The 24311-nt window shown below is 42.3% G+C and carries 18 protein-coding genes; 13 read left to right on the forward strand and 5 right to left on the reverse strand.

Going from position 1 to position 24311, the window contains the following annotated elements:
* The first annotated feature begins 596 nt into the window (after window positions 1–596).
* Genes V7K53_RS34075 through V7K53_RS18620 form a run of 5 tightly spaced genes read left to right on the forward strand, consistent with a single transcriptional unit; the run spans window position 597 to window position 4223 of the window.
* The gene (locus V7K53_RS34075) at window positions 597–815 is read left to right on the forward strand and encodes a hypothetical protein (RefSeq protein WP_442940498.1); all 219 of its coding nucleotides are present in this window, start codon (window positions 597–599) and stop codon (window positions 813–815) included.
* An 18-nt stretch (window positions 816–833) separates the two neighbouring features.
* Window positions 834–1685, forward strand: a complete 852-nt coding sequence (locus tag V7K53_RS18605; RefSeq protein ID WP_335198946.1) for an ABC transporter ATP-binding protein — start codon at window positions 834–836, stop codon at window positions 1683–1685.
* Complete coding sequence (locus V7K53_RS18610) at window positions 1642–2496, forward strand: ABC transporter permease (RefSeq protein ID WP_335198947.1); 855 nt, start codon at window positions 1642–1644, stop codon at window positions 2494–2496. The genes V7K53_RS18605 and V7K53_RS18610 overlap by 44 nt, the downstream gene beginning before the upstream one ends.
* A gap of 19 nt (window positions 2497–2515) precedes the next feature.
* Entirely contained in the window at window positions 2516–2989 is a 474-nt protein-coding gene (locus tag V7K53_RS18615) for a MarR family winged helix-turn-helix transcriptional regulator (RefSeq protein WP_012410989.1), read from the forward strand.
* The gene (locus V7K53_RS18620; protein ID WP_335198948.1) at window positions 2955–4223 is read left to right on the forward strand and encodes an MFS transporter; all 1269 of its coding nucleotides are present in this window, start codon (window positions 2955–2957) and stop codon (window positions 4221–4223) included. The genes V7K53_RS18615 and V7K53_RS18620 overlap by 35 nt, the downstream gene beginning before the upstream one ends.
* 229 nt (window positions 4224–4452) lie before the next feature.
* Here V7K53_RS18620 and V7K53_RS18625 read toward each other — a convergent pair whose 3' ends face one another.
* A complete protein-coding gene (locus V7K53_RS18625) occupies window positions 4453–4914 on the reverse strand; it encodes a hypothetical protein (RefSeq protein WP_335198949.1) in 462 nt (153 codons plus the stop codon).
* Between the two features lie 660 nt (window positions 4915–5574).
* On the opposite strand from V7K53_RS18625, the gene V7K53_RS18630 reads away from it, so the two are divergent.
* Window positions 5575–6249: a VOC family protein gene (locus V7K53_RS18630; RefSeq protein WP_335198950.1), complete on the forward strand. Its 675-nt coding sequence runs from the start codon at window positions 5575–5577 to the stop codon at window positions 6247–6249.
* A gap of 91 nt (window positions 6250–6340) precedes the next feature.
* Here the strand turns inward: V7K53_RS18630 and recN are convergent, their stop codons facing one another.
* Window positions 6341–8089, reverse strand: coding sequence for a DNA repair protein RecN (recN, locus tag V7K53_RS18635; protein WP_335198951.1), 1749 nt, complete (start codon window positions 8087–8089; stop codon window positions 6341–6343).
* Between the two features lie 256 nt (window positions 8090–8345).
* Between recN and V7K53_RS18640 the strand changes: the two genes are divergently transcribed.
* Window positions 8346–10337 carry an ABC1 kinase family protein gene (locus tag V7K53_RS18640; RefSeq protein ID WP_335198952.1) on the forward strand — a complete coding sequence of 664 codons (1992 nt, stop codon included), beginning with the start codon at window positions 8346–8348 and terminating at the stop codon, window positions 10335–10337.
* Window positions 10338–10368: 31 nt separating this feature from the next.
* Here V7K53_RS18640 and cysC read toward each other — a convergent pair whose 3' ends face one another.
* Complete coding sequence (gene cysC, locus V7K53_RS18645; protein WP_335199164.1) at window positions 10369–10941, reverse strand: adenylyl-sulfate kinase; 573 nt, start codon at window positions 10939–10941, stop codon at window positions 10369–10371.
* A gap of 528 nt (window positions 10942–11469) precedes the next feature.
* Between cysC and V7K53_RS18650 the strand changes: the two genes are divergently transcribed.
* The 3 genes from V7K53_RS18650 to V7K53_RS18660 all read left to right on the forward strand — a co-directional run bounded on the left by V7K53_RS18650 (window position 11470) and on the right by V7K53_RS18660 (window position 17538).
* Complete coding sequence (locus V7K53_RS18650; protein ID WP_335198953.1) at window positions 11470–11610, forward strand: hypothetical protein; 141 nt, start codon at window positions 11470–11472, stop codon at window positions 11608–11610.
* A 359-nt stretch (window positions 11611–11969) separates the two neighbouring features.
* Complete coding sequence (locus V7K53_RS18655; RefSeq protein WP_335198954.1) at window positions 11970–13073, forward strand: TIGR03032 family protein; 1104 nt, start codon at window positions 11970–11972, stop codon at window positions 13071–13073.
* A gap of 64 nt (window positions 13074–13137) precedes the next feature.
* Entirely contained in the window at window positions 13138–17538 is a 4401-nt protein-coding gene (locus tag V7K53_RS18660; protein WP_335198955.1) for a beta strand repeat-containing protein, read from the forward strand.
* Between the two features lie 110 nt (window positions 17539–17648).
* Here V7K53_RS18660 and V7K53_RS18665 read toward each other — a convergent pair whose 3' ends face one another.
* Together V7K53_RS18665 and V7K53_RS18670 are read right to left on the reverse strand one after the other, a co-directional pair.
* Window positions 17649–18083: a hypothetical protein gene (locus V7K53_RS18665; protein WP_335198957.1), complete on the reverse strand. Its 435-nt coding sequence runs from the start codon at window positions 18081–18083 to the stop codon at window positions 17649–17651.
* Window positions 18084–18249: 166 nt separating this feature from the next.
* Window positions 18250–21234 (reverse strand): valine--tRNA ligase, encoded by a 2985-nt coding sequence (locus tag V7K53_RS18670; RefSeq protein WP_335198958.1) that lies wholly within the window; start codon window positions 21232–21234, stop codon window positions 18250–18252.
* A 193-nt stretch (window positions 21235–21427) separates the two neighbouring features.
* Here V7K53_RS18670 and V7K53_RS18675 point away from each other — a divergent pair, with 193 nt between their 5' ends.
* The 3 genes from V7K53_RS18675 to V7K53_RS18685 are packed head-to-tail and all read left to right on the forward strand — an operon-like array spanning window position 21428 to window position 24311.
* Window positions 21428–21739: a hypothetical protein gene (locus tag V7K53_RS18675; protein WP_335198959.1), complete on the forward strand. Its 312-nt coding sequence runs from the start codon at window positions 21428–21430 to the stop codon at window positions 21737–21739.
* A gap of 7 nt (window positions 21740–21746) precedes the next feature.
* Entirely contained in the window at window positions 21747–23009 is a 1263-nt protein-coding gene (locus tag V7K53_RS18680) for a glutathionylspermidine synthase family protein (RefSeq protein WP_335198960.1), read from the forward strand.
* Window positions 23010–23039: 30 nt separating this feature from the next.
* Window positions 23040–24311 carry an AmpG family muropeptide MFS transporter gene (locus tag V7K53_RS18685; RefSeq protein ID WP_335198961.1) on the forward strand — a complete coding sequence of 424 codons (1272 nt, stop codon included), beginning with the start codon at window positions 23040–23042 and terminating at the stop codon, window positions 24309–24311.

Here is a 24311-nt window from a genome sequence, read left to right on the forward strand (position 1 = left end):
TGCTGGATAACCATATTGGTGCAATTTGGTATTTTGTCCATCACTACAATGCCAATCTACGAAGCTAAATCATTACTATGCACTACTACCAAAAATTATTCATAGAAGCAGAACTAGGTTGAGGTATATTCATGAGAGTTCCACAACTGAGGCACTTACTTTTACCCTTAAGTAGATAAGCACCACATTCTTGATTTAGGCACTTTACTTGCTGCTCACAACTAACACAGAAGTTATACGCCTCATTAATTGGAACATTACAATATGAGCAGTTCTGCACGACTTTCTCTTCTTAATTTTTCTTTATGTATTTAATAGTGAACACGTAGCTTCTATGTAATTAGTCATGGTTGAGCGTAATTATTACACTGACAATCCCAATCAACACGAATATCCCAAGATAACCTTAAAAGTACTACTAGAACAAGTGCGTAACCACTTTTTGATAAAAAAGGCATCTATCAGCCTCAGAACCCAGAAAAATACGGCGTAATTAAACTTTATAGCTATCAAGAAAGACACTAAATACTAAAAGCTGTCAACTCAACTCCACAAATTGGCTATGAATTCAGAACAAGCGAACAAAACAATCCGCATTGGAGTATGGTTTCGACGGATTAGCACAAGCTGCTGCCAAGGTACTTACTGGCAAAGGGAAAATGATTTTAGCCGTAGCAGTAGATCAAAAAGGCTACGCTTACCCTGCTGATGGCTTAAATACTGAGTTTCCTTTTACTCTGATTCAAATTTCTGCCAGAAGTCTATTGACTTCTGGTAAATCTATTGAGAAGCTAATAGTTAGATTTACTAATTAATAGAAGTGCATCAAACTTGTGACAATACTGACGGGCAAAATAAATCGATCGCAACCTGCTAGCGAACCAAAACCTTTGATTTTGGAAACTCAGGGACTCACACGCCGTTTTGGGAAGTTCACGGCTGTTAATAACCTGAGCATATCTGTGGAACAAGGCGAAGTATTTGGACTGCTTGGCCCTAATGGCGCAGGAAAAAGTACAGTTCTTAAGATGTTGACAACCTTACTGCCTATCAGTGCAGGGAAAGCAACCTTAGCTGGCTATGATGTGACTCGTCAATCTAATCCTGTGAGGCGGGCTATCGGCTATGTACCCCAGGCGCTGTCTGCTGATGGTAGTCTTACGGGTTACGAAAATCTCTTAATCTTCGCCAAGCTGTATGGAATACCTGCCAAAGGACGCGATCGCCGCATCTATGAAATTCTAGAATACATGGGTTTGCAAGATGCGGCGAAACGCTTGGTACGAAACTACTCTGGTGGGATGATCCGCAAGCTGGAAATTGGCATATCAGTTCTACATCAACCCCAAATTCTGTTTCTTGATGAGCCGACTGTCGGACTAGATCCCATCGCTCGAACTCAAGTATGGCAGCTTGTACTACAACTCTGTGCTGATTACGGCACAACTATATTTTTAACAACCCACTTTTTAGAAGAAGCAGACAGCTTATGTAACCGAGTGGCGATTATGCAGCAAGGTGAAGTCGTTACCACAGGTTCACCAAGGGACTTAAAAGCTTCTTTAAATAACCCAAATGCAACTTTGGATGATGTCTTTATTCACTATACAGGCGACCAGTTAACATCAGGAGTCAACTACCGTGACACAGCAAGAACCAGACGTACTGCTCAACGGTTGGGTTAAATCACCACCCACTGTCCGAGTCGATTTGATCTCTGCAATTAAAGAGCTAGTTATAAAAACCCTGGCGATCGCAGAATTAGAAATACGTAAACTCCGCCACGATCCCACTGATTTAGTAGTTCGGGCTGTGCAACCAGCATTATGGCTCCTAATATTTGGGCAAGTTTTCTCCCGGACTCGCGCGATTCCAACAGGCGACTTACCCTATTTGGACTTCATTTCAGCTGGCATTTTGGCTCAGAGTATTCTGTTTGTGGCAATTTTCAGTGGTGGAATGACGCTAATCTGGGAGCGAGATTTAGGGATTGTCCATAAATTTTTAGCTAGTCCTACACCTCGTGTAGCGATGGTGTTGGGCAAAGGTTTAGCATGTGGGGTAAGGTGCTTATCTCAGGTAATATTCATTTACGGATTGTCATTTTTATTAGGTGTCAAACTAAATCTCAATCCCCTAGCTATTCTCCAAGTACTGCTGCTAGTCATAATGGGGGCAGGAACATTTTGTATTTTTTCATTAATTATTGGCTGTTTGGTGAAAAGCCGAGAAAGGATGACGGGTATTGGACAATTGTTAACTATGCCGTTATTTTTTGCTAGCAATGCCATCTATCCGATCTCGTTGATGCCCAGTTGGTTAAAGTTCATTTCCCATTTAAATCCGTTGACTTATCTGGTTGACGGGTTACGTAGCACCATGCTGCTGAATGGCACTAGCATCTATGGCTTTGGTCTGGATTGTACAATTCTCTTATTCACATTAATAATTTTGGCCATTCTTGGTGGAAAACTTTATCCACGGGTGGCCATGTAACTAGGAGAACAACAAGCCCATGACCTTGGATAAACCTAATCAAGGTGCAACTTCCGAAGAATGTGCCGCTAGAGTAATGGAAACAGTTCCATTAGTGATGCGGTTTATCCGAGCGGATATGCGTGCCCATAGTGCCGCTTTTTTATCTATACCTCAGTTGCGATCGCTAGCATTTATCAACCGTAATCCAGGTGCTTCATTATCTGATCTAGCAGAGCATTTAGGTGTTACCTCTGCCACGGCATCAGCAACCATAGAACGCTTGGTACAACGCGACTTCGTGAAACGGATTGCTCATCCTCAAGAGCGGCGGCGGGTGCTGCTCAATTTAACTGAAGATGGAAAACACCATCTCAAGCAATCCCAAGATCAAACTCGCGCTCATATTACCGACTTGCTGAAAGGTCTTTCAGAAGACCAAATTTCCAACATTGAAGAAGGCTTAACTCTACTAAAAAATGTCTTCGAGAAAACAGAACTCAAAGCCCCATAACTTTGAGGTTGCACAACACGATCCCTTTGCAGCCTTTAAGTTTCGAGACTATCGGCTATTTACCATCGGACGGCTGGTGCTGTTCGTGGGGTCGCAAATGCAAACTGTAGCGATTGGCTGGGAACTCTATGAGCGGACTAACTCAGCGATCGCTTTAGGTGGTGTAGGACTGGCGCAAGTCCTACCGATGATTATTCTTACCTTAATTGCCGGAGATGTTGCCGATCGCCGCGATCGCAAAGTAACCATGTTACTCTCGGTAATGCTGCTAGCTCTCTGCTCCCTAGCTTTAGCAGTACTTTCCTATACTCAAGGCGCAATTTTCTTAATTTACGCCTGCTTAGTATTAACAGGTGTAGCGAGGGCATTCCTCAAACCTGCCAGTGATGCTCTGATGTGGCAGTTGATACCTGTCAGCGCCTTTACCAATGCAGCCACATGGAATAGTAGTAGCTTTCAGTTAGCTGCTGTTATTGGCCCAGCCTTCGGAGGATTTGGGATTGCGCTGTTAGGAAGTGCTACAGGAGTGTATGTGTTCGCAGCGATCGCTGCGTTACTGTGTTTTATTTTAACGCTGGCAATCAAACAGCAAAAAGTTATTCGCTCAACTGAGCCAATCTCACTCAAAGCACTTGCAGCCGGTGCTAAATTTGTTTGGCAGAATCAATTGATTTTAGCTGCGATTACATTAGATATGTTTGCTGTATTGTTGGGTGGTGCGATCGCGCTTCTGCCGATTTTTGCCAAAGATATTTTACATGTGGGGCCAGTAGAATTGGGATATCTACAAGCAGCCCACTCCATCGGTGCTTTGAGTATGGCTATCACGCTGGCGTATTTACCACCGTTACGCAAAGCAGGCCCAGCCTTATTATGGTCAGTGGTTGGCTTTGGGGTTGTAACAATTATCTTTGGACTTTCTCGTTCCTTTTGGCTGTCGATGTTGATGCTGATCCTTGGTGGCGCATTAGATAGTATTAGCGTTGTAATTCGCCATACATTAGTTCAAATCAGAACACCAGATCATTTGCGTGGTCGGGTTGCTGCTATTAATAGCGTGTTTATCAGTGCCTCGAATGAATTAGGCGGCTTTGAGTCCGGCTTGACTGCTGCTTTATTTGGCCCGGTGATTTCTGTTGTAGGTGGTGGAATTGGCACAATTGTAGTAGTGATTGCTACAGCAATGATTTGGCCAGGAATTCGTAAGTTAGGAGCTTTGCAAGAGTATAAATAAATTTAAAATGGCAGTATTAGATGATGGAGTTATATCCACTACTAAGTCTTCCATAGGTAATAAAAACCCCACCCTATGTAAGAGCTACAAAATTATAATTGTTATCTCTTGCTAGGATGGGATTTTGTTTAGTAGAAGTTGCACATCACGTAATTAAAAGATAGATAAACTCAGACTTTTGGAATTATATATAACTTGAATTTGCCCTTCAAGTTATACAATTGTCACACTAAGCAGTTGGGCTACCACCAATATTTGGTATATTGCCTCCGGTTGGAATACCATACTGAGAAGGATTGAAGCTATCAGCAGTTGGAATACCATACTTAGAAGGGTCGAAGCTATCAGCCGTTGGGATGCCAGAGCTACCTAAACTAAAGCTGCCTTCTTTAGGAATTCCATACTTAGCAGGATCAAAGCTTTCAGCCGTTGGGATGCCATACTTAGCAGGATCGAAACTGCCTTCTTTGGGAATTCCATACTTATCAAAATCGAAGCTGTCAGCCGTTGGGATGCCATACTTAGTAGGATCGAAACTGCCTTCTTTGGGAATTCCATACTTATCAAAATCGAAGCTGTCAGCTGTTGGGATGCCAAAAGCGCCTCCAGGTGCGAAAGGATCGCTGGGGTTGCTAGCCTGACTACCACTATTAACGCTATTACCAAAAACAGAATTTGAATCAGATGCCATTAGAGTTAATTCTCCTATTAGGATATAAATTTTGCTTCATTAATAAATATCAAAAAGCACAACTAAGCTTCATTTGTAGCTTTTTTATTGTTTTTTTGAATTGCTAATCTTGAGTTTTTCGGACTAAATTACAGAGTGTTTTTATGAATTTTTTTAACTCTAAAAAATACTTGGTATTAATGCTATTTACCTAAAAAATATATAAAAACTCACCGATCTATACAATGAAAAATCTTTAGATGCCTATGTCAAATTTTTAGATACTTTTTCTATTGAAATTTGCAGGGTAAACTCATTTAAATTTGTATAGATCGGACTTGACAATTTGAAAATTTCAAAGAACAGATTGCTCGTATACTTGAAAAATTACCTAGAGTGGGAGGGCAACAAAGCTGTTCCTTGCCTACTAAGTACAGCGTCTCGCTCAGAAGAATACAAAGAGACAAGCTACGTAGTACCTTTCATCGGGAATAAAAGGAAGAGATAAGTTAAGAATTATTCGACGCAAGTTTAGAGACAGTTAGTATTCTTAGTTACTATAATTGCCTTGCGGGTGTTTGAGATTAGCTCAAAGCATTTGAGTATAATAGTACATATAAACCCTGTTTCTAAGCCTCAATTTTGAATAAATACTATAGATTGTTTTTATAGGTAAGCATTATGAACAATAACCTTCCATTAGATCCAAGAAAATGTTTTAACTTAGCCGAAACTTCAATGAATAAGGAGTCGCCTTTTGTCGAAAATGATGGATTGCTATTGTATAAAGATGGGTGCAAAACTCCAGAATTTCTAAACTCATCTTTTTGCATACATCTATTTGGTGAACGAGTTATCGTAGATCACTATGTACTGTTGTTTCCTGATTCAGAAGCTCTTACAGACTATGCTAAAGCTCTGATTAACTATGATGCCAAAATTACTGAAGGCCCAGGAAAATGGCCTGATGATTTTTGTCCTGAGCAAAACCTATTGCCTGAAGATGCTAGCATGTACTTTCTCTCAGCCTTAATGCCGTCAGGCATGATTTTGGTACTACTTGCGCCTAACGCCCCAGATGAACAGATTGCTAGCTTATTCCAGGAGCAAGGTTTTAATAGTGTCCATCACGTTGCCATTCTTGTTGATGATATCTATACAGCAGCAGAAGTATGGCAGAAGAAAGGTTTTATTCCTCTGTCTCTAACTCCTCAAGAAGATGATTCCTTGTGCCAATGGTTTTTCCGCAACTGGGCAGGGCAAATCATAGAGCTAATCTGTAGACGATGTATGGGTAAAGAGACTTTTTCCTGTGAGAATATTGCTGGTTTACGCCTTTCAGAATTGGCTACCTAAATTTATAATTTGTAATTCGTAATGGGCTTCTCTGCGAGACGCTAAAAGCGAACGCCCCGCTACGCTAATAACGTAATTCGTAATTATTTGGTCAAGTATGCTTCGCGCGACGGTGGTTAGCAGCTTGTAATAATAGAGACTCTGCAAAAGCGATCGCATCAGTTGCAGATTTACCACCAGCCAACTGCGCTAGTTCTTCCCGACGGGTGTTTAAATTATCCAAGGTAGTAACTCTAACAACGGTACGCTGTTCGTCATTATCATTGTTGGCTTTTTTACCTTTACCTTGATTGATAGTTTGCTTATCTACCCGAAAATGCCGATCGGCCATTGCCGCAACTAAAGGTTGATGGGTAACACATAACACCTGGTTGCGTTGACTTAGCTGGTATAATTTTTCCGCGATTGCTTGGGCAACTCTTCCCGAAACTCCAACATCAATTTCATCAAATACCATTGTCCCAACTACATCAACCTGAGAAAAACAAGCTTTCAGCGCCAGTAAAAAACGGCTCATTTCACCACCAGAGGCAACTTCTGTTAAAGGTTGCAGTGGTTCTCCAGGGTTGGAACTAAACATAAATGTAATTTTATCTGCTCCCATTGCAGTTGGGAAAGCTGGTAATATTTCAACCAGAAATTTCACCTTTTCCATCGCTAGGGGCTTGAGTTCAGCTATCAAACGTGATTCTAAATTAGCCGCCGCCTTACTCCGCAATTGAGTTAACTGATTACTTGCTTGGGTAAGTTTCTCAAAACACACCTTTTCTTGCTGTTCTAACTTTTCGATAGATTGTTCGCTGTCGTTAAGTTGGGCTAATTCTGCTTGGATACGTTGGTAATAAGCGATCGCTTCTGTAAGTGTCGGGCCATACTTGCGGCAAATTTGCTTCAACTCCCGAATTCGTTCTTCCACCTCTTCCAAGCGCTGCGGATCGGCTTCCAAGCCATCTCCATAAGCATTAATCTGCCTTCCCACTTCCATTACCGCAGCTTGCGCGTCCCGCACCAATTCTAATAGGGGTTGTAGTTGGGTATCATATTCCACCATGTCATTTAATATCGCCTCACTGTCTCCCAATAAATCACCTGCGGCGGGAGTTTCATGATCGTTTTGATACAAAGCCTGATAAACTTTATAACTCATTTGTTGCAAATCGACGACATGATTCAGGCGTTCCCGTTCTTGTCCCAACTGTTCCAATTCATTATGTTCGCTGAGATTGGCTACTCCCAATTCTTGCACTTGATAAGTGAGCAAGTCGAGTTGTTGCAACCGTTCCCGTTCTGATGTTCGGCGTTTTTCTAGTGCTAAATGCGCTTGTTGGTAATTACTAAAGCTCGTGGCGACTTTATGACGCTGCTGCATCAAGGAGTCGCCGCCATACAAATCTAACCAGTCCCGGACTTGGGCAGATTGTCCCACTTGCACCGTTTGACCTTGGGCGGTAATTTCCACCAAGCGATCGCGCATTCCGCCCATGATTTGCCGATTTACCAACACACCATTCACCCGCGATCGACTACGGACATTACTCGCAGTGGCTGTGATTTCTCGGCTAATGACTACAGAATTTTCATCAAGTAAATCTATTTCTTGTTCAGTCAACCAAGCCGCTAGGGGAGCATTTGAGGTGAAAGTAGCTTCTACCATCGCCCGACTTGTCCCCGTGCGAATGACTCTACTAGAGACTTTACCGCCCAAAGCGGCATCAATGGCATCCAAGATAATCGATTTTCCAGCGCCGGTTTCACCTGTTAACACATTTAGTCCCGCGCCAAATTCTAATTCCAGTTGGTCAATGAGGGCAAAGTTTTCAATTCGCAGGCAAAGCAACATCAAGCCAAATTCTCCATGAGGGCAGATGCCAGATACTTCTAACTTACAAGACAATAAGTATGATCTTTCAGCAACTAGCAATACCTACTACTATTGAACTAGTATGCCCGTTTAAGTGTAGCAGACCTATTAGTACTGGGGAGCAGGAGAAGATGAGGAAGAAATAACCAATGCCCGATGCCTCATTCCCAATACCCAATCTCTAAACATATTGTTACAATACTTAATGTGATCGTTCTGACTGGTGGCCTTCTTCATGATTGTTAAGACACTTCCCCCTAGTTCCCAACCGATTCAGGAGGACAGTCGCAACGGCACAAATCGCCGAGGCGACGAACTGGATGTTATTGATGTAGTGCCAGAAGATGGTACATCAACGTTAGTTGTACGCTCGCCAAAACTCTTAGCAGCCCAAAAGGTGAGAACAGCAGCCCAGCCTGAGACCCTTTACGATCCCGTGGGCATAGCGGCGCATTACCAAAATCGAAAAGTACAAGTTTTACGGCGGATTTTTGCCGTGTTGGGGCCAACTCTATCCTTTGTATTTGGATTGTGGTCGGATAGTAAACGGGGAATTGTCGTCAAAAATGACCGCCGCCGAGCCACTCAGCTACGAGTATTGCTGACCCAATTAGGCCCAGCTTACATCAAAATTGGACAAGCTTTGTCCACCAGACCGGATCTAGTTCCTCCCGTATACCTAGAAGAATTAACTAAACTACAAGACCAATTACCGCCTTTTCCCAACGAAATTGCATACCAGTTTATCAAAGAAGAATTAGGCGCACCTCCAGAAGAGGTTTATGCCGAACTCTCGGCCCAGCCAATTGCTGCGGCTTCATTGGGGCAAGTGTATAAAGGTAAGCTAAAAACTGGTGAAGAAGTCGCTGTTAAAGTTCAACGCCCCGACTTAAGAGAGGGAATCACCATTGACTTGTATATCTTGCGTAACCTTGCCGCTTGGGTGCAGAAAAAGGTTAAACGGGTAAGAAGTGACTTAGTTGGGATTCTCGATGAATTAGGCGATCGCATCTTTGAAGAGATGGACTACATCCACGAAGGTGAAAATGCCGAACGATTTTTCGAGTTATATGGTCATATAAAAGACGTATACGTACCGAAAATTTACTGGGAATACACCAATCGTCGCGTCTTAACGATGGAGTGGATTAACGGCACTAAATTAACCCAGACAGAAGAAATTAGCGCTCAAGGGATAGATGCTCGTTATCTCATTGAAGTGGGTGTGCAGTGTTCCCTGCGCCAACTGCTAGAACATGGATTTTTCCATGCAGATCCGCACCCTGGAAATTTGTTAGCGACAACCGATGGCAAATTAGCTTATCTCGACTTTGGAATGATGAGCGAGATTAAACCACCACAGCGTTATGGTTTGATCGAAGCGATCGTCCACGTTGTCAACCGCGACTTTGAAGGATTAGCAAAAGACTACGTGAAGTTAGATTTCTTATCACCAGAAACTGATTTAACACCAATTATCCCAGCTTTTGCGAGAGTTTTTGCTGATGCCCAAGGAGCCAGCGTTGCCGAACTCAACATTAAAAGCATCACCGATGAACTATCAGCTTTGATGTATGAGTATCCTTTCCGCGTACCGCCTTACTACGCCTTAATTATTCGCTCCCTTGTGACGCTTGAAGGTATTGCAATATATATAGATCCAAACTTTAAAGTTCTCAGCGAAGCTTATCCCTACGTTTCTAAACGCCTGTTAACAGATCCAGCACCGCAATTAAGAGCATCATTGCAAGATTTGCTATTTAAAGATGGCAGATTTCGTTGGAACCGCTTAGAAAACTTGTTAAAAAATGCGCGTAATAGTCAAGACTACGACTTTAATTTAGTGCTAAATCAGGGGATAGAATTTCTGTCATCTGAACGCGGTGCTTTTATTCGTGACAAACTAGTAGATGAATCTGTTAACGGACTTGATGCTTTAGGTAAAAATGTTTTGCATAACTTTACCTCCTTGTTGCGAGAACGCGTAGGATTGACAGCAGTGAATAAAACTCCAGCGGCCACGGTTGAACAACAACAAACCTTAGAGCATATCAAACGTATATTAGGTATTCTCCAAGAAACAAGAGGCTTTGACCCAGTGCAAATTACATCCCAAATTGCTCAGTTATTGGTAAATTCAGATGTGCAACGTTTAGGTCAACAAATTGCCAACCGCTTCACGCAGAAAGCTGTGGCCAGATTAATTCGGCAATTATTGGCATCTTAGTAAAAGTTATGAGTTAAAAACTTTATTTAACTCATAAATCATTCATTCTAGCAACTATATAACCCAACTCTTCTAGCTTTTCTAAGACCTTAGTTGCACTTTGAGCAACGCTTTCCTGGTTAGTTTTGCATTCGACTTCAGGGCAGAGTGGTATTTCATAAGGATCATCAATACCAGTGAAGTGCTTAATTTTCCCTGCTCTTGCTTTTTTATATAACCCTTTTACGTCTCGTTGTTCACAAACTTCTAATGATGCGTTGACGTAAACTTCAATGAAAAATGGAGTAATTTGGCGCACTTCTTCCCGAATTTCGCGGTACGGTGAAATTGCCGAAACCAATACAATTACACTATTTCTAGCAAGAAGGTGAGCTACAAAGCCAATGCGCCGAATATTCTCCTCTCGATCCTCTTTACTGAAACCCAATCCTTTGCATAGGTTTTGACGTACCACATCACCGTCCAGAACTTCAACTCTGTATCCCTGTATCCGCAGTTCCTTCTCCACAAATTGACAGATAGTAGTTTTACCTGCACCACTCAGACCAGTGAACCATACTGTCACACCATACTCTTGTTGTTTTATCCTACTTTCGTCGTACATTTTAAATGGCACACCAAAAAAGCTTTTTTAGGTAATTGTGGGTCAAATAGTAATTTTATTTTTATAATCGGTTTTTAGCAGGAATTTCAGCCATTGCAATTCACCCCGTGTCAGGCTTGCTACTTTTACCTCTACTGATTTCGAGTGAAGGATCGCATAATTATACGTGTTTAGGCTAAATATTTAATACAACGATGGCGATGTATATAACAAGCTACACCTACGCATTTTCTCAAGCTGAACAACGCAATTTGCCGCTATATTAACAAAACTTGACGATCGAGGTTTCAAATTATTAAAGTTTTAACTAATTTTTACATTCAGTATATATACAGTTTATTTTTAAATAAAATAGTCTTTATTATAACAGTAGATTACCAAACAAGATTTACCGCTAGGACATTATAAAAAACTAAGTTCAAAATATCTGCAAAGTTATATCCAGTATAGCTTTATGGTGGCACGACCTATTATCTGGGGGCGATTCCTTTAAGTGCTGTTTCTGGTCAGGCTTGTTTATTTACACTGATGGCACGCCTAGTAGTCCGTGTCATTAATTCTGAGAGGTTCGTAGCGAGCGATTTATCAGTCAATGTCAAGGGTTTTAGCCCTGACTACAAACTTTCACAACTCATCAAAACTAATGATATGACAGACATCAATCACTAGTAGTTCGCCAAGGAAACTTGGCGGGGTAAAGGGCAAAGGGGAAAGGGAAAAGATGTTTACTCCTTTAACCTTTCCCCTTTTCCCAGCCCTCACCTAACAATTTTGGGTTGGCAGACTACTAGTACACTTTGGCATAAATTTGTTCACCTTTAACCAGTTGCTCTGAGCAACTTGTCTGCTTAATTGAGGTGATAGCTGGATTTACGCCATGCTGTACTAGTGGTTTGTGCCAGTAATTTTCGGGGTTCGTAGTTCGTGATTTACCGCTCAATTTTAAGGGCTAGAGCCGCTGAATATATTTTGTATTTAACTAAGTCTAAAGTTCCTCAACAAAATTTGAAATTTAATTCAACTGATTTATGTTGTCCACTTTTCCCACTAGTGCGCCAGAAGAGAATAACTTAATTCAATGTGATGCCGATCAGGGATTTATTTCCTGGCTAAGTCAAGCTGGAGGTTCAATTGCCATCACCACCTACCAAGCTGGAAAACTGGCACTAGTAGGCTGGAATGGGGAACAGATAACCATGCTGTTACGCCAATTTTCCAAACCAATGGGATTGGCAGTGAATGGTTCACGACTGGCACTGGCTACCCATCACGAAGTCTGTTTATTAGCCAATGCCCCCACACTAGCTTATGAGTTTTTAGAAGACCAGCCCGGACGCTACGATGCCCTCTACTTGCCACGGGCGACATATTATACAGGAGACCTTAATATTCACGACCTGGAATTTGGCAGAGAAGGGCTGTGGATCGTCAACACCCGCTTTTCGTGTCTTTCTGCTTTGAGTCCAGACTTTAGCTTTGTACCGCGCTGGCATCCCAAATTTATTTCTAAAGTAGTGCCAGAAGACCGATGTCACCTGAATGGATTAGCGATGGTGGATGGTAAACCCAAGTATGTGACTGCCCTCGGTGCGACAGATAGTGTTGGAGGATGGAGGCTGGGCAAAGCCAACGGTGGAGTCGTAGTGGAAGTAGAGAGCAATGAAATTATTGTAAATGGATTATCAATGCCCCATTCCCCAATTTGGCATGACGGGTTTTTGTGGTTACTCAACTCTGGTGCAGGGGAAATATGGCGCATTCATCCAGAATCAGGAGACCAACAAGTAGTTTGTGTACTACCTGGATTTCTGCGGGGGTTGTGCTGCGTAGGATATTACGCCCTAGTCGGACTATGCCAGATTCGGGAACTGCATATTTTCGGAGGGTTGCCCATAACCCAACGATTTGAGAAGTTGCTCTGTGGGGTGGCAGTCGTGGATTTGCGAAATGGGCAACAGGTGGGAATGCTGAAGTTCACCACAGGCTGTCAAGAACTTTATGATGTACAGTTTCTTGCTGGTGTACAGCGTCCGATGGTTTTGAATCAGGAACGAAAAGAAATCCGCCAAGCATTTACTGCACCAGAGTTTAACTATTGGCTGCGACCGAGTGCAGTGATTCCTAATGACTAAGGAATCTATCTAATAAGACCGTAATTGTTGAAATCAAATCTTTAGTTTTTTCAGAGGTTTTTTCATGACTGAATTCCAAGTTAATACCACCGCCATTGGCAATCAATCTAACTCCACAGTAGCTATAGATGCAGATGGTGACTTTGTTATTTCCTGGCAAAGTGATGGTCAAGACGGAACTAAGATATATGCTCAACGCTATAACACTGACGGGATACCTCAAGGGTATGAATTTCAAGTTAATACTGGCACTACTGGCAATCAATATAATCCCGTAATAGCAATAGATACAGATGGTGACTTTGTTATTTCCTGGCAAAGTGATGGTCAAGACGGGACTGATATATATGCCCGACGCTACAACAATCTTGGGGTGGCTCAAGGGGGCGAATTTAAGGTTAATACCTACACCACCAGCGACCAAGCTAATCCCATAGCAGTAGCAATGGATTCAAGTGGGGACTTTGTTATCTCTTGGATTAGTTTAGAGGAAGGGTTTAGCTATGAGATATATGCTCAACGCTACAACAATCTTGGGGTAGCTCAAGGGAATGAATTTAAGGTTAATACCTATACCACTAGCGATCAATATAACTCTACAGTCGCAATGGGTGCAGATGGGGACTTTGTCATTTCCTGGCAAAGCTTTGGTCAGGACGGGTCTAGTAATGGGATATATGCCCAACGCTACAACAATCTTGGGGTGGCTCAAGGGGGCGAATTTAAGGTTAATACCTACACCACCAACAACCAAGCTAACCCCACAGTCGCGATGGATGCAGATGGGAACTTTGTCATTTCTTGGCAAAGCGATGGTCAGGATGGTTCTATTAATGGGATATATGCCCAACGCTACAACAATCTTGGGGTGGCTCAAGGGGGCGAATTTAAGGTTAATACCTACACCACCAGCGACCAAGCTAATCCCACAGTCGCGATGGATGCAGATGGGAGCTTTGTCATTTCCTGGCAAAGCTTTGGTCAGGATGGTTCTAGTAATGGGATATATGCCCAACGCTACAACAATCTTGGGGTGGCTCAAGGGGGCGAATTTAAGGTTAATACCTACACCACCAGCGACCAAACTAACCCCATAGTTGCGATGAATGCAGGGGGTGACTTTGTCGTTTCTTGGCAAAGCGATGGTCAGGACGGGTCTGGTAATGGGATATATGCCCAACTAAACACTAACAATGGCATTCCCCCGATAATTTCTGCTTCTGCCTCTGCACTGGCATACACCGAAAAAACCACTATAGCCATCGATTCAAGCATCACCGTCAGCGATGAAGACTCCCCCAACCTAGCTAGTGCCATCGTCAGCATTACTAGTGGTTTCGCCTCTGCTCAAGATACCCTCACCTTCACCAATCAAAATGGGATTACGGGCAGCTACGATAGCAGCACAGGTGTTTTAACCTTAACTGGCAGTTCTACTGTTGCTAACTATCAAACCGCACTACGTTCCATTACTTATACCAACAACAGTGATAACCCCAGTCTTACACCTCGTACTATCAGCTTTATAGTTAATGATGGGGCTGCTAATAGTACTGCCATTACTCGCGATATTAATATTACGGCGGTGAATGATGCACCTGTTGCTACTACCACCAACTCTGCTTTGGCATACACCGAGAACGCCACTACGGTAATTGACTCAGGTATCACCGTTAGCGACTTAGACTCCCCCAACCTCGTTAGTGCCACCGTCAGCATTACTAGTGGTTTCGCCTCTGCTCAAGATACTCTCGCCTTCACCAACCAAAATGGGATTATCGGCAGCTACAACAGTAGCACAGGCGTTCTAACCTTAACTGGCAGTGCCACTGTTGCTAACTATCAAACCGCACTATGTTCCATTACTTATACCAACAACAGTGATAACCCCAATCTTACACCTCGTACTGTCAGCTTTATAGTTAATGATGGGACTGCTAATAGTACTGCCGTTACCCGCAATATTAATATTACGGCAGTAAATGATAAACCTGTTGCTACTACCACCAACTCTACCTTGGCATACACCGAGAACGCCACTACGGTAATTGACTCAGGTATCACCGTTAGCGACTTAGACTCCCCCAACCTCGTTAGTGCCACCGTCAGCATTACCAGTGGTTTTGTCTCTGCTCAAGACACCCTCGCCTTTACTAACCAAAATGGGATTACGGGCAGCTACAACAGCACCACAGGTGTCTTAACCTTAACTGGCAGTTCTACTGTTGCTAACTATCAAACCGCACTACGTTCCATTACTTATACTAACAACAGTGATAACCCCAGTCTTACACCTCGTACTATCAGCTTTATAGTTAATGATGGGGCTGCTAATAGTACTGCCGTTAGCCGCGATATTAATATTACGGCGATGAATGATGCGCCTGTTGCTGTTAACGATAGCATCACCACAAAAAGAAACATACCCGTTATTATTAGTGCTACTACTCTGTTAAGCAATGATAAAGATGTCGATGTTAGTGATGTTTTGAGTATTACTGGCTTCACCCAACCTAGCCAAGGAAGCTTAGTTAACAACAACGACGGTACCTACACTTATACCCCTGCCCAAAACTATTATGGCTTCGATAGCTTCACTTACGGTATAAGTGATGGGCACGGAGGCAATAGTACTGCTACCGTCAACTTGACTATTAATCAATACAATGTGATTAATGGTACTTTAGGTGCAGACAACCTGAATGGTACAGTCAATATTGATGTCATCTCAGGATTACAGGGCAATGACACGCTCCAAGGACTAGGTGATAATGACACCCTTGATGGCGCCGATGGAAATGATTCCTTAGATGGTGGTGCAGGAGTTGACAGTCTCATCGGTGGTAAAGGCAATGATATTTATATCGTAGACAACCTGAACGATATTATTATTGAAGCCTTAAATGCAGGCACAGATTTAGTTAAGTCTTCGGTAAGTTGGGTGTTGGGAAATAACCTGGAGAACTTGACCCTGACTGGAAGTGGTGCAATCAATGGTACTGGTAATAGCTTTAATAACATCTTGATTGGTAATACTGGCGTTAACATTTTGAGTGGAGAAAATGGCAACGATAACCTCTTTGGTGATTCCGACAATGACACCTTGTTGGGTGGTGCAGGCAATGATACCTTAGATGGCGGTTTAGGATCTGATAGTCTCAATGGTGGAGTCGGCAATGATATTTATATCGTAGACAACCTGAACGATATTATTATTGAAGGCTTAAATGCAGGCACAGATTTAGTTAAATCTTCGGTGAGTTGGGTGTTGGGAAATAACCTGGAGAACTTGACCCTGACTGGAAGTGGGGTAGTCAATGGTACTGGTAACAGCCTTAATAACATCTTAATTGGCAATACTGGTGCTAACATCTTGAATGGAGAAGATGGCAACGATAGCCTAATTGGTGGTTCCGGCAATGACACCTTGTTAGGCGGTGCAGGTGATGACACCTTGGATGGAGGTTTAGGATCTGATAGTCTTAATGGTGGAGCTGGCAATGACATTTACACTGTAGACAACGTAAACGACTCGATTATTGAAGGCTTAAATTCAGGCACTGATTTAATTAAGTCTTCGGTGAATTGGGTGTTGGCAGATAACCTGGAGAACTTGACCCTGACTGGAAGTGGGGCAATCAATGGTACTGGTAATAGCTTTAATAACATCCTGACGGGAAATAGTGGTGCTAACATCTTGAGTGGAGAAGATGGCAACGATAGCCTCTTTGGTAGCTCAGGTAATGACACCTTGTTAGGCGGTGTAGGTGATGACTCCTTAAATGGAGGTGCAGGGACTGACAGTCTTGATGGTGGAGTCGGTAATGATATTTACACTGTAGACAACGTAAACGACTTGATTATTGAAGGCTTAGATGCAGGCACAGATTTAGTCAATTCTACGGTGAATTGGGTGTTGGGAAATAACCTGGAGAATTTGACTCTGACTGGAACCGGGGCAATCAATGGTACTGGTAATAGCCTTAATAACATCCTGATGGGAAATAATGCTGCTAACACATTAACAGGAGGAGATGGCAATGATAGCCTCTTTGCTAACTCAGGTAATGACACCTTGTTCGGTAGTGCAGGTAACGATTTAATCGCTGGTGGAGTTGGTCGAGATGTATTGACTGGTGGAACTGGGCAAGATAGCTTCAATCTAAGTGGTACCCGTACTGGAGGGTATGATACGATCGCTGATTTTACTCTTGGAGAGGATACTATCTTGATTTCCAAGGCTGAATTCGGACTGGTTCAACCTCAAAATACTACGCTCGATCCGGGCCTGTTTCGACTTGGTACCATTGCGATCGCAGCAAGCGATCGTTTTATGTACGATCAAACTACGGGTAATCTTTTCTTTGACGCGGATGGAACTGGTAAGACTGCACAAGTTCTTCAAATTGCCCAGTTCTCCAATCAAGTGGCGCTTAGTAGTGCAAATATTACTATCATTGCCTAACGCAAGCTAACTATAGCAAGCATTGAGAAATTACCCAGTAAGAGACAGAGCAACTCTTGCTGGGTAATCTTTTATAAATACACATTTAAGTGCAACATAACTGCAAACTTTTAACTTTCCTCTTGGGAATAACCATTTTTCTCGCGTTTGAGGCTTTCTTCTAAGGCTTGAATTTGTTCGCGTCTGGCTTCTAACTCTAAGGAACGCCTTGCTAAGTCTTGATTTTGCAACGTCAAAGATTGTCGCCAATGTTCTGCTCGTTCGGCCTCGTGCTGCAAAAATTCTGGGGTAATGCCGATGGTAAGGTAGTTTTGTACCAGATTGAGTACCCAGTTGGTGGCATCTTCTAGTCTTTCAATGTCGCCTGTAGGGGAAAGTTCTATTAAAACAAGCAAGTTCTCACTCATGATCTTTCCCTTTCCCAGCAGAATGAAAGCTTCTTCGGGAATTATCGCCCACAAGTTATCAGCTTCTTGACGCGCCAATAAGCGTAACTGGTGCTGGTCTAAAAAATCGTTTTTACGCACCTGGGCTAGATATAGCATGAGGGTCGCTTCGCTCCAATTAAAAATTAAAAATTAAAAATTAAAAAATTTTAATAAAATAATAAGTCCCAGAATTGAGATTTGGATCTTGTTAATTGGTAATGGGTAATTGAGAATTAATAATCTCATTACCCATTACAGTTATCCTAAGCCACGCAGGCGATCGCTACGACAACCCTTTGAGGCGATCGCGCAAAATTTCAGCTTGCTTCTGTGCTTCTGCTAAGGCATCCCGCGCCCCCTGTACCACATCAGCCCTAGCTCTATCTACGAAACTAGGATTGTTTAATCTGGTACTCAGGGATTGAACTTCGGCTTCAGCTTTACTCAAGCTCTTTTCTAGCTTGGCACGTACAGCTTCAATATCTACCACACCGCTTAGAAGAATGAGCACCTGTATTGTACCAATTACACCTGCGATCGCATTTTCTGGTTCTTGTGATTGTTCTAATTCTTTCTGCGGAAAAAACTGTCTCCATAACTTTTGTCTAGCTTGAGCAGTTAATAAATTTTGGCTAACAAACCACGCTGTGTAACCAAAACCAACTAGTTCAAAGAAAGTTCCGACGATGGGAATGTCATCAATGGCATTTCCCGCAGCTAAACCCAATCTACCAAAGATAATGGCCACGATAATTAAGCCAATTGTCTTCAAACCCCTTTGAGGTTTTTTCGCAGCAACAGTTTGGTTTTCTTGCTTGTCGGTAATGGTTAAAGTCTCAACCTTCGCCAAATCTTTAATGTAATCTTGTCCAGCAGTGAGAATTTCCCGTTCCTTCTCGCTTTCAGTTTGCAAATTCGCTGTTACTTTGACCCCTGGTTTAATATCCGCTTCAGCCCGCAAATTCCGAATTGTGCGGATAGTAGCAATCAGTAATTCAAACTGTTCTTCTAAATCTGAATCAATCAAGTTTGCATCTATCTGGGGATAGATTTGCAATGGTAAAGTTTGCGGGGAATCTGCTGATTGTTGGGTGAGAGTTTGCCAAATTTCCTCGGTAATATGAGGCATGAAGGGATGAAGCAGTTTCATAATCCCTTCTAGTATGTAGCCGAGGGTTTGCTGTGCTACCCGCCGCGATACTGGATCGGCATCCGCTTGCAATCTGGATTTTACCAGTTCAATATACTGATCGCAGAAATCACCCCAAAAAAACTCGTAGAGTCCTTTTGCTGCTTCCCCTAAACCGTAATTATCGATGTAATTGGTGGTTTGTTTAACAACTTGATGATACCGCGAGATAATCCAGCGATCGCTCAATTCTGTGGCTACTGGGTTCCCCAATTGTTGCGGCGTTTGTCCATCCAAATTCATCATTACAAACCGGGCAGCGTTCCACAATTTGTTTGCAAAGTTGCGCGATGCCTCTACCGATGCCGATTCATCCTTTTTGCGATCGTATTCTAAGCGGATATCTTGACCAGCACCAGCTACTTCTCTAATTAAGGTATACCGCAGGGCATCAGTACCATATTTGTCAATTAATAACAACGGGTCAATCCCATTACCTTTGGTCTTTGACATCTTCTGACCTTTTTCATCCAGCACTAAGCCGTGGATGTAAACTGTTTGGAAAGGCATTTGCTGCGTAAAATGCCCAGCCATCATAGTCATTCTGGCTACCCAGAAAAAGATGATGTCAAAGCCTGTCACCAAAGTAGTAGTTGGGTAGTAAGTTGCTAAATCCTGAGTTTGTTCCGGCCAGCCCAAAGTCGAAAATGGCCAAAGTCCAGAAGAAAACCAAGTATCCAGCACATCTGGGTCTTGTTTTAGCTTGACATTTTCGCCAAATTGTGATTTAGCTTTTTCCCAAGCTTCAGTTTCCGATTTCGCTACTACAAAGGGCGTGTTATCGGTAATTTGTCCATCGGTTTCACTAACAGCGTACCATGCCGGAATTTGGTGTCCCCACCATAATTGGCGAGAGATACACCAATCTTTGAGTTTTACTAGCCAATCACGATAGACCTTAGTCCAGCGTTGGGGGACAAACTCTGGGGAAGTTTGCTGGTCGAGGAATTCGAGAGTTTTGTCAGCTAAGGGGCGAATTTTGACGAACCACTGAGTCGAGAGTAGGGGTTCAATGGGTACTTTACCGCGATCGCTGTAGGGAACGGTATGCTTATAATCTTCTATCTTCACCAAAAAGCCATCTGCTTCTAGGCGAGAAACCACATTTTTTCTAGCAACAAAGCGGTCTTGTCCTTGAAACTCCCCAGCATTGGCATTAAGAGTGCCGTCTTTATTCATAATGTTGATCAACGGCAGATTATGACGCTTACCCATGTCAAAATCGTTCGGGTCATGGGCGGGAGTTATTTTCACGCAACCCGTGCCAAAGGTAGGATCAACAAATTCATCGCCAATGATGGGAATTTCTCGTTGTAGAATTGGCAGAGTTATAGTTTTGCCAATGAGATGTTTGTAGCGATCATCATTGGGATTAACCGCTACTGCTGTATCACCTAGCATAGTTTCTGGTCGCGTTGTCGCCACCTCTACAAAACCGGAACCATCGGTGAGAGGATAGCGGAAGTGCCAGAGATTTCCATTCACCTCTTGATTTTCCACTTCCACATCAGACACAGCTGACTGAGAAGCTGGACACCAGTTAACTAAATATTCACCACGATAAATTAAGCCTTCCTCGTAAAGGCGAGTAAATGCCTCGACAACAGCCTTAGATAAACCCTCATCCAGGGTAAACCTTTCCCGCGACCAGTCCACCGAGACACCCAAGCGGCGTAGCTGATTAAGAATTGTTCCCTCAGACTCCGCCTTCCATTGCCAAGCGCGTTCTAAGAATTTTTCGCGCCCCAACTCGTAGCGATTCTTACCCTCTTTTTTGAGTTGCTTTTCCAGCATACTATGCACAGCAATGCTGGCGTGGTCAGTTCCCGGTAGCCACAGGGTATTGCGTCCCTGCATCCGGTGGTAGCGCACGAGGGTATCAATCAACGCACTTTCAAAAGCGTGACCCATGTGCAAACTGCCAGTGACATTCGGCGGTGGAATGACGATGCAGTAGGGTTCGCCACCTTTGTTGGGGTCAGCTTTGTAAACTTGGTTGTCTTCCCAGAATTTTTGCCACTTGGCTTCGGTAGAAAAGGGGTCGTAGAGACTGGGGAGATTGGGAATGGTTACGGTCATGCTGGGCAAACTAACTATGGAAGGACTCTAATAAATTTTGCCACAGGGTTGGAGAGGGTTTGTTTAGCAATTCTCGAAATCGTGGATGTACCCTTAAAAAATCTATCTGGAAATGCGAAATCTATTTTTGACCCTTGTAGTTATCTTGCATAAATTCCGTAGCTGACATCTGTATATTCATCCAGAAAGACTCATGAAATTGAAACCAGGTTTATTTCAACTCATAGTGTTAGTTATGACTGTATCGCTACTTGCTTCTTGTGCGACAACCCCAGAAGCAAGACAGTCAGATTGCATCTCCACAACGTCGGCGAACCCTAAACAACAACCCAATAACTGTTCACCCTCATCTAATAGTAGCGGCAGATCGAGTGGTTACTCTGGTGGGAGTAGCATTAGAAGATCCGGTTCTGGTGATTCATCGGAGGTCGGGACTTCCAGAGGTTCTGCCAAGGGCCGTAGTGGTTTTGGTAGTTTCGGTCGCGGTGGTCATGCGGGTGGATAAGAGAGTTATGAATATTTTCAACAGTCCTCAACGAAAGCGTCTATTTCAGTCGATGAAAATGGGTTGGTACAACTTTGCTCCTATTGAAGAAGGAACAGGTATACCTCTAACTGACCAAGAAACACCTTATGCTCTTTATTACTGCCATCAAGTTTTACCGCAGACGATACAAGAAATCCAGCAAGCGTCGGAATTAGTCGGTAGTGTTTTAACCCAAGCGTGGGAAATTATCCGCACTCTTGATGAGGATACACTACTTTACTATGGATTTCCGGAAGCTACCATCAAGTTAGTTAAATATGACTTTCTCGCACCATTTTGTATGCGTCTTGACTGGTGCTGGAATCAAGAAAAAGGGATAAAAAAGGTAGTAGAAACTAATCCCCAAACTCCTAGTTTCTGGTTTGAGTGTACGGATGGCAATAATAAAGTTGCCAGACATTTTGGATTGCAAGAACCAGATTTAGATGCTCAAAAAATATTAAAAATAACACTTAATCAGCATGTAAATAGAGCCGCATTAAATTTGGGTAAACCAGTTACAGACTGTCGCGTAGCATTTACAGCTTTGAATAATGCGGAAGATTTAGGTACTATGCGATGGCTAAGAAATTACTTGGAGTCCAAAAGTACCATTTTACCCTTAGAATATCTTGGCATCAAAGATGGTGAGTATCTATTTGACCAGAGAACAAAGAAACCAATAGATATACTCTTTATGTGGTATCCAGTGGAATGGCTAATCCATGATACTGATGAAAAAGGTGAAAGATTATGGCCGGCTCTAGAGCAACTAATTTTTGAGAATAAAATTGTAATTGTGAACTTTGGTTCTGCCTTTGCACTGCAACCAAAGAGTGTATTTGCCCTAATTACAGATTTGGGATATGACTTTTTTTCTGACGAAGATGCTGCGACAGTCTGGGAATATTTCCCTAAAACATCACTGAGTGCAACAGCAATAGGTAATTCATACTTTGCCAAACCTATTTTAGGAAGAGAAGGTGAAGGAGGGTTTGCAGTTAATTCAGGAAATATTTCTGTGCGTAGTAGTAATAATGACCCTTGGTATACACAACAAAAATATGTGTATCAAGAGTTTTTAGATTTTCCTAAATTAGAAATTGATGGCAAGTCAATGACTCAGGTTTGGGGAGCATGGCTATATAACAATGGTAGCGATAAGTTTATACCTGGAGGTGTAGGAATCCGCCTTTCGGAAGAGGAAATTACAGATAACTTATCCTATTGGTGTCCTATTGGATGCTAATTTTAATAGCATCGATAATTAGAGGCAAATATGAAACCTCAAACCACCACTCCTTCACCCTGGACATACATACCCACCCTCTACTTTGCCTCTGGCATACCTTACATCATCATCAATACAGTTTCCGTAATCTTTTACAAAAAGCTCGGAATAGATAATACTCAAATTGCCTTATGGACAAGTTTTCTCTATCTACCTTGGGTCATCAAAATGTTTTGGGGCCCAATCGTTGATATTTACTCTACCAAACGCAAATGGATACTTTATACCCAATTTGCCATGTTCGCTTGTTTAGGTTTGATAGCTTTATCCTTACAACTACCCAACTTCTTTTTTATCTCCCTTGTAACATTAACAATAGGAGCATTTATTTCTGCAACTTATGACATTGCCACAGATGGTTTCTATCTACTGGCTTTATCTCCAGAACAACAAGCGTTTTTTGTTGGCATTCGCTCCTTGTTTTATAGAATGGCTGTCATTTTTGGCTCTGGAATCTTAGTAGTCTTAGCAGGTAAACTTGAAGTATCTCTCAATAACATTCCTTTAAGCTGGACTATAGCTATTGGCTTCTCAGCTTTAATTTTGGCAATTTTGTTTATTTCGCATCGCCTAATTTTACCTTTACCTGAATCAGACAACCAACGACAAATACAAGCTAGGGAAAATATACCTTTTTGGTCAATAATTAGCTCATATTTTGCTCAAGATAAAATTATAAATATTTTAGCATTTATCTTACTCTACAGACTTGGTGAAGCAATGCTGGTGAAGATAGCCTCTTTATTTTTATTGGACAAACCAGAAGTAGGAGGCTTAGGGCTATCAACATCAGATGTCGGGTTAGTCTACGGGACATTTGGAGTAATATCCCTGATTTGTGGAGGAATTTTAGGAGGCTTACTAATTTCTAGATATGGATTAAAAAAATGTTTATTTCCTATGGCCTTAGCTTTGAACTTACCTGATATATTTTATGTGTACATGGCTTACACGAAACCTTCGCTAACATTAGTGTATCCCTTGGTTTCCTTAGAGCAGTTTGGCTATGGGTTTGGATTTACAGCTTTTAGCGTTTATTTAATGTATATTTGCAAAGGTGAATATAAAACTTCTCATTTTGCTATTTCCACTGGCATCATGGCTTTAGGAATGATGTTACCAGGTTTAATTAGTGGTTATCTGCAAAAAGCTTTTGGCTATCCATTATTTTTTATTTTGGTTTGTTTGCTGACCATTCCTGGGATGATTACTCTATTTTTTATACCTTTAAAAGAAGAACCAAAGCGTCAGAATAATTAA

This window comes from Nostoc sp. (genome assembly GCF_036917355.1).
Lineage (GTDB): Bacteria > Cyanobacteriota > Cyanobacteriia > Cyanobacteriales > Nostocaceae > Nostoc.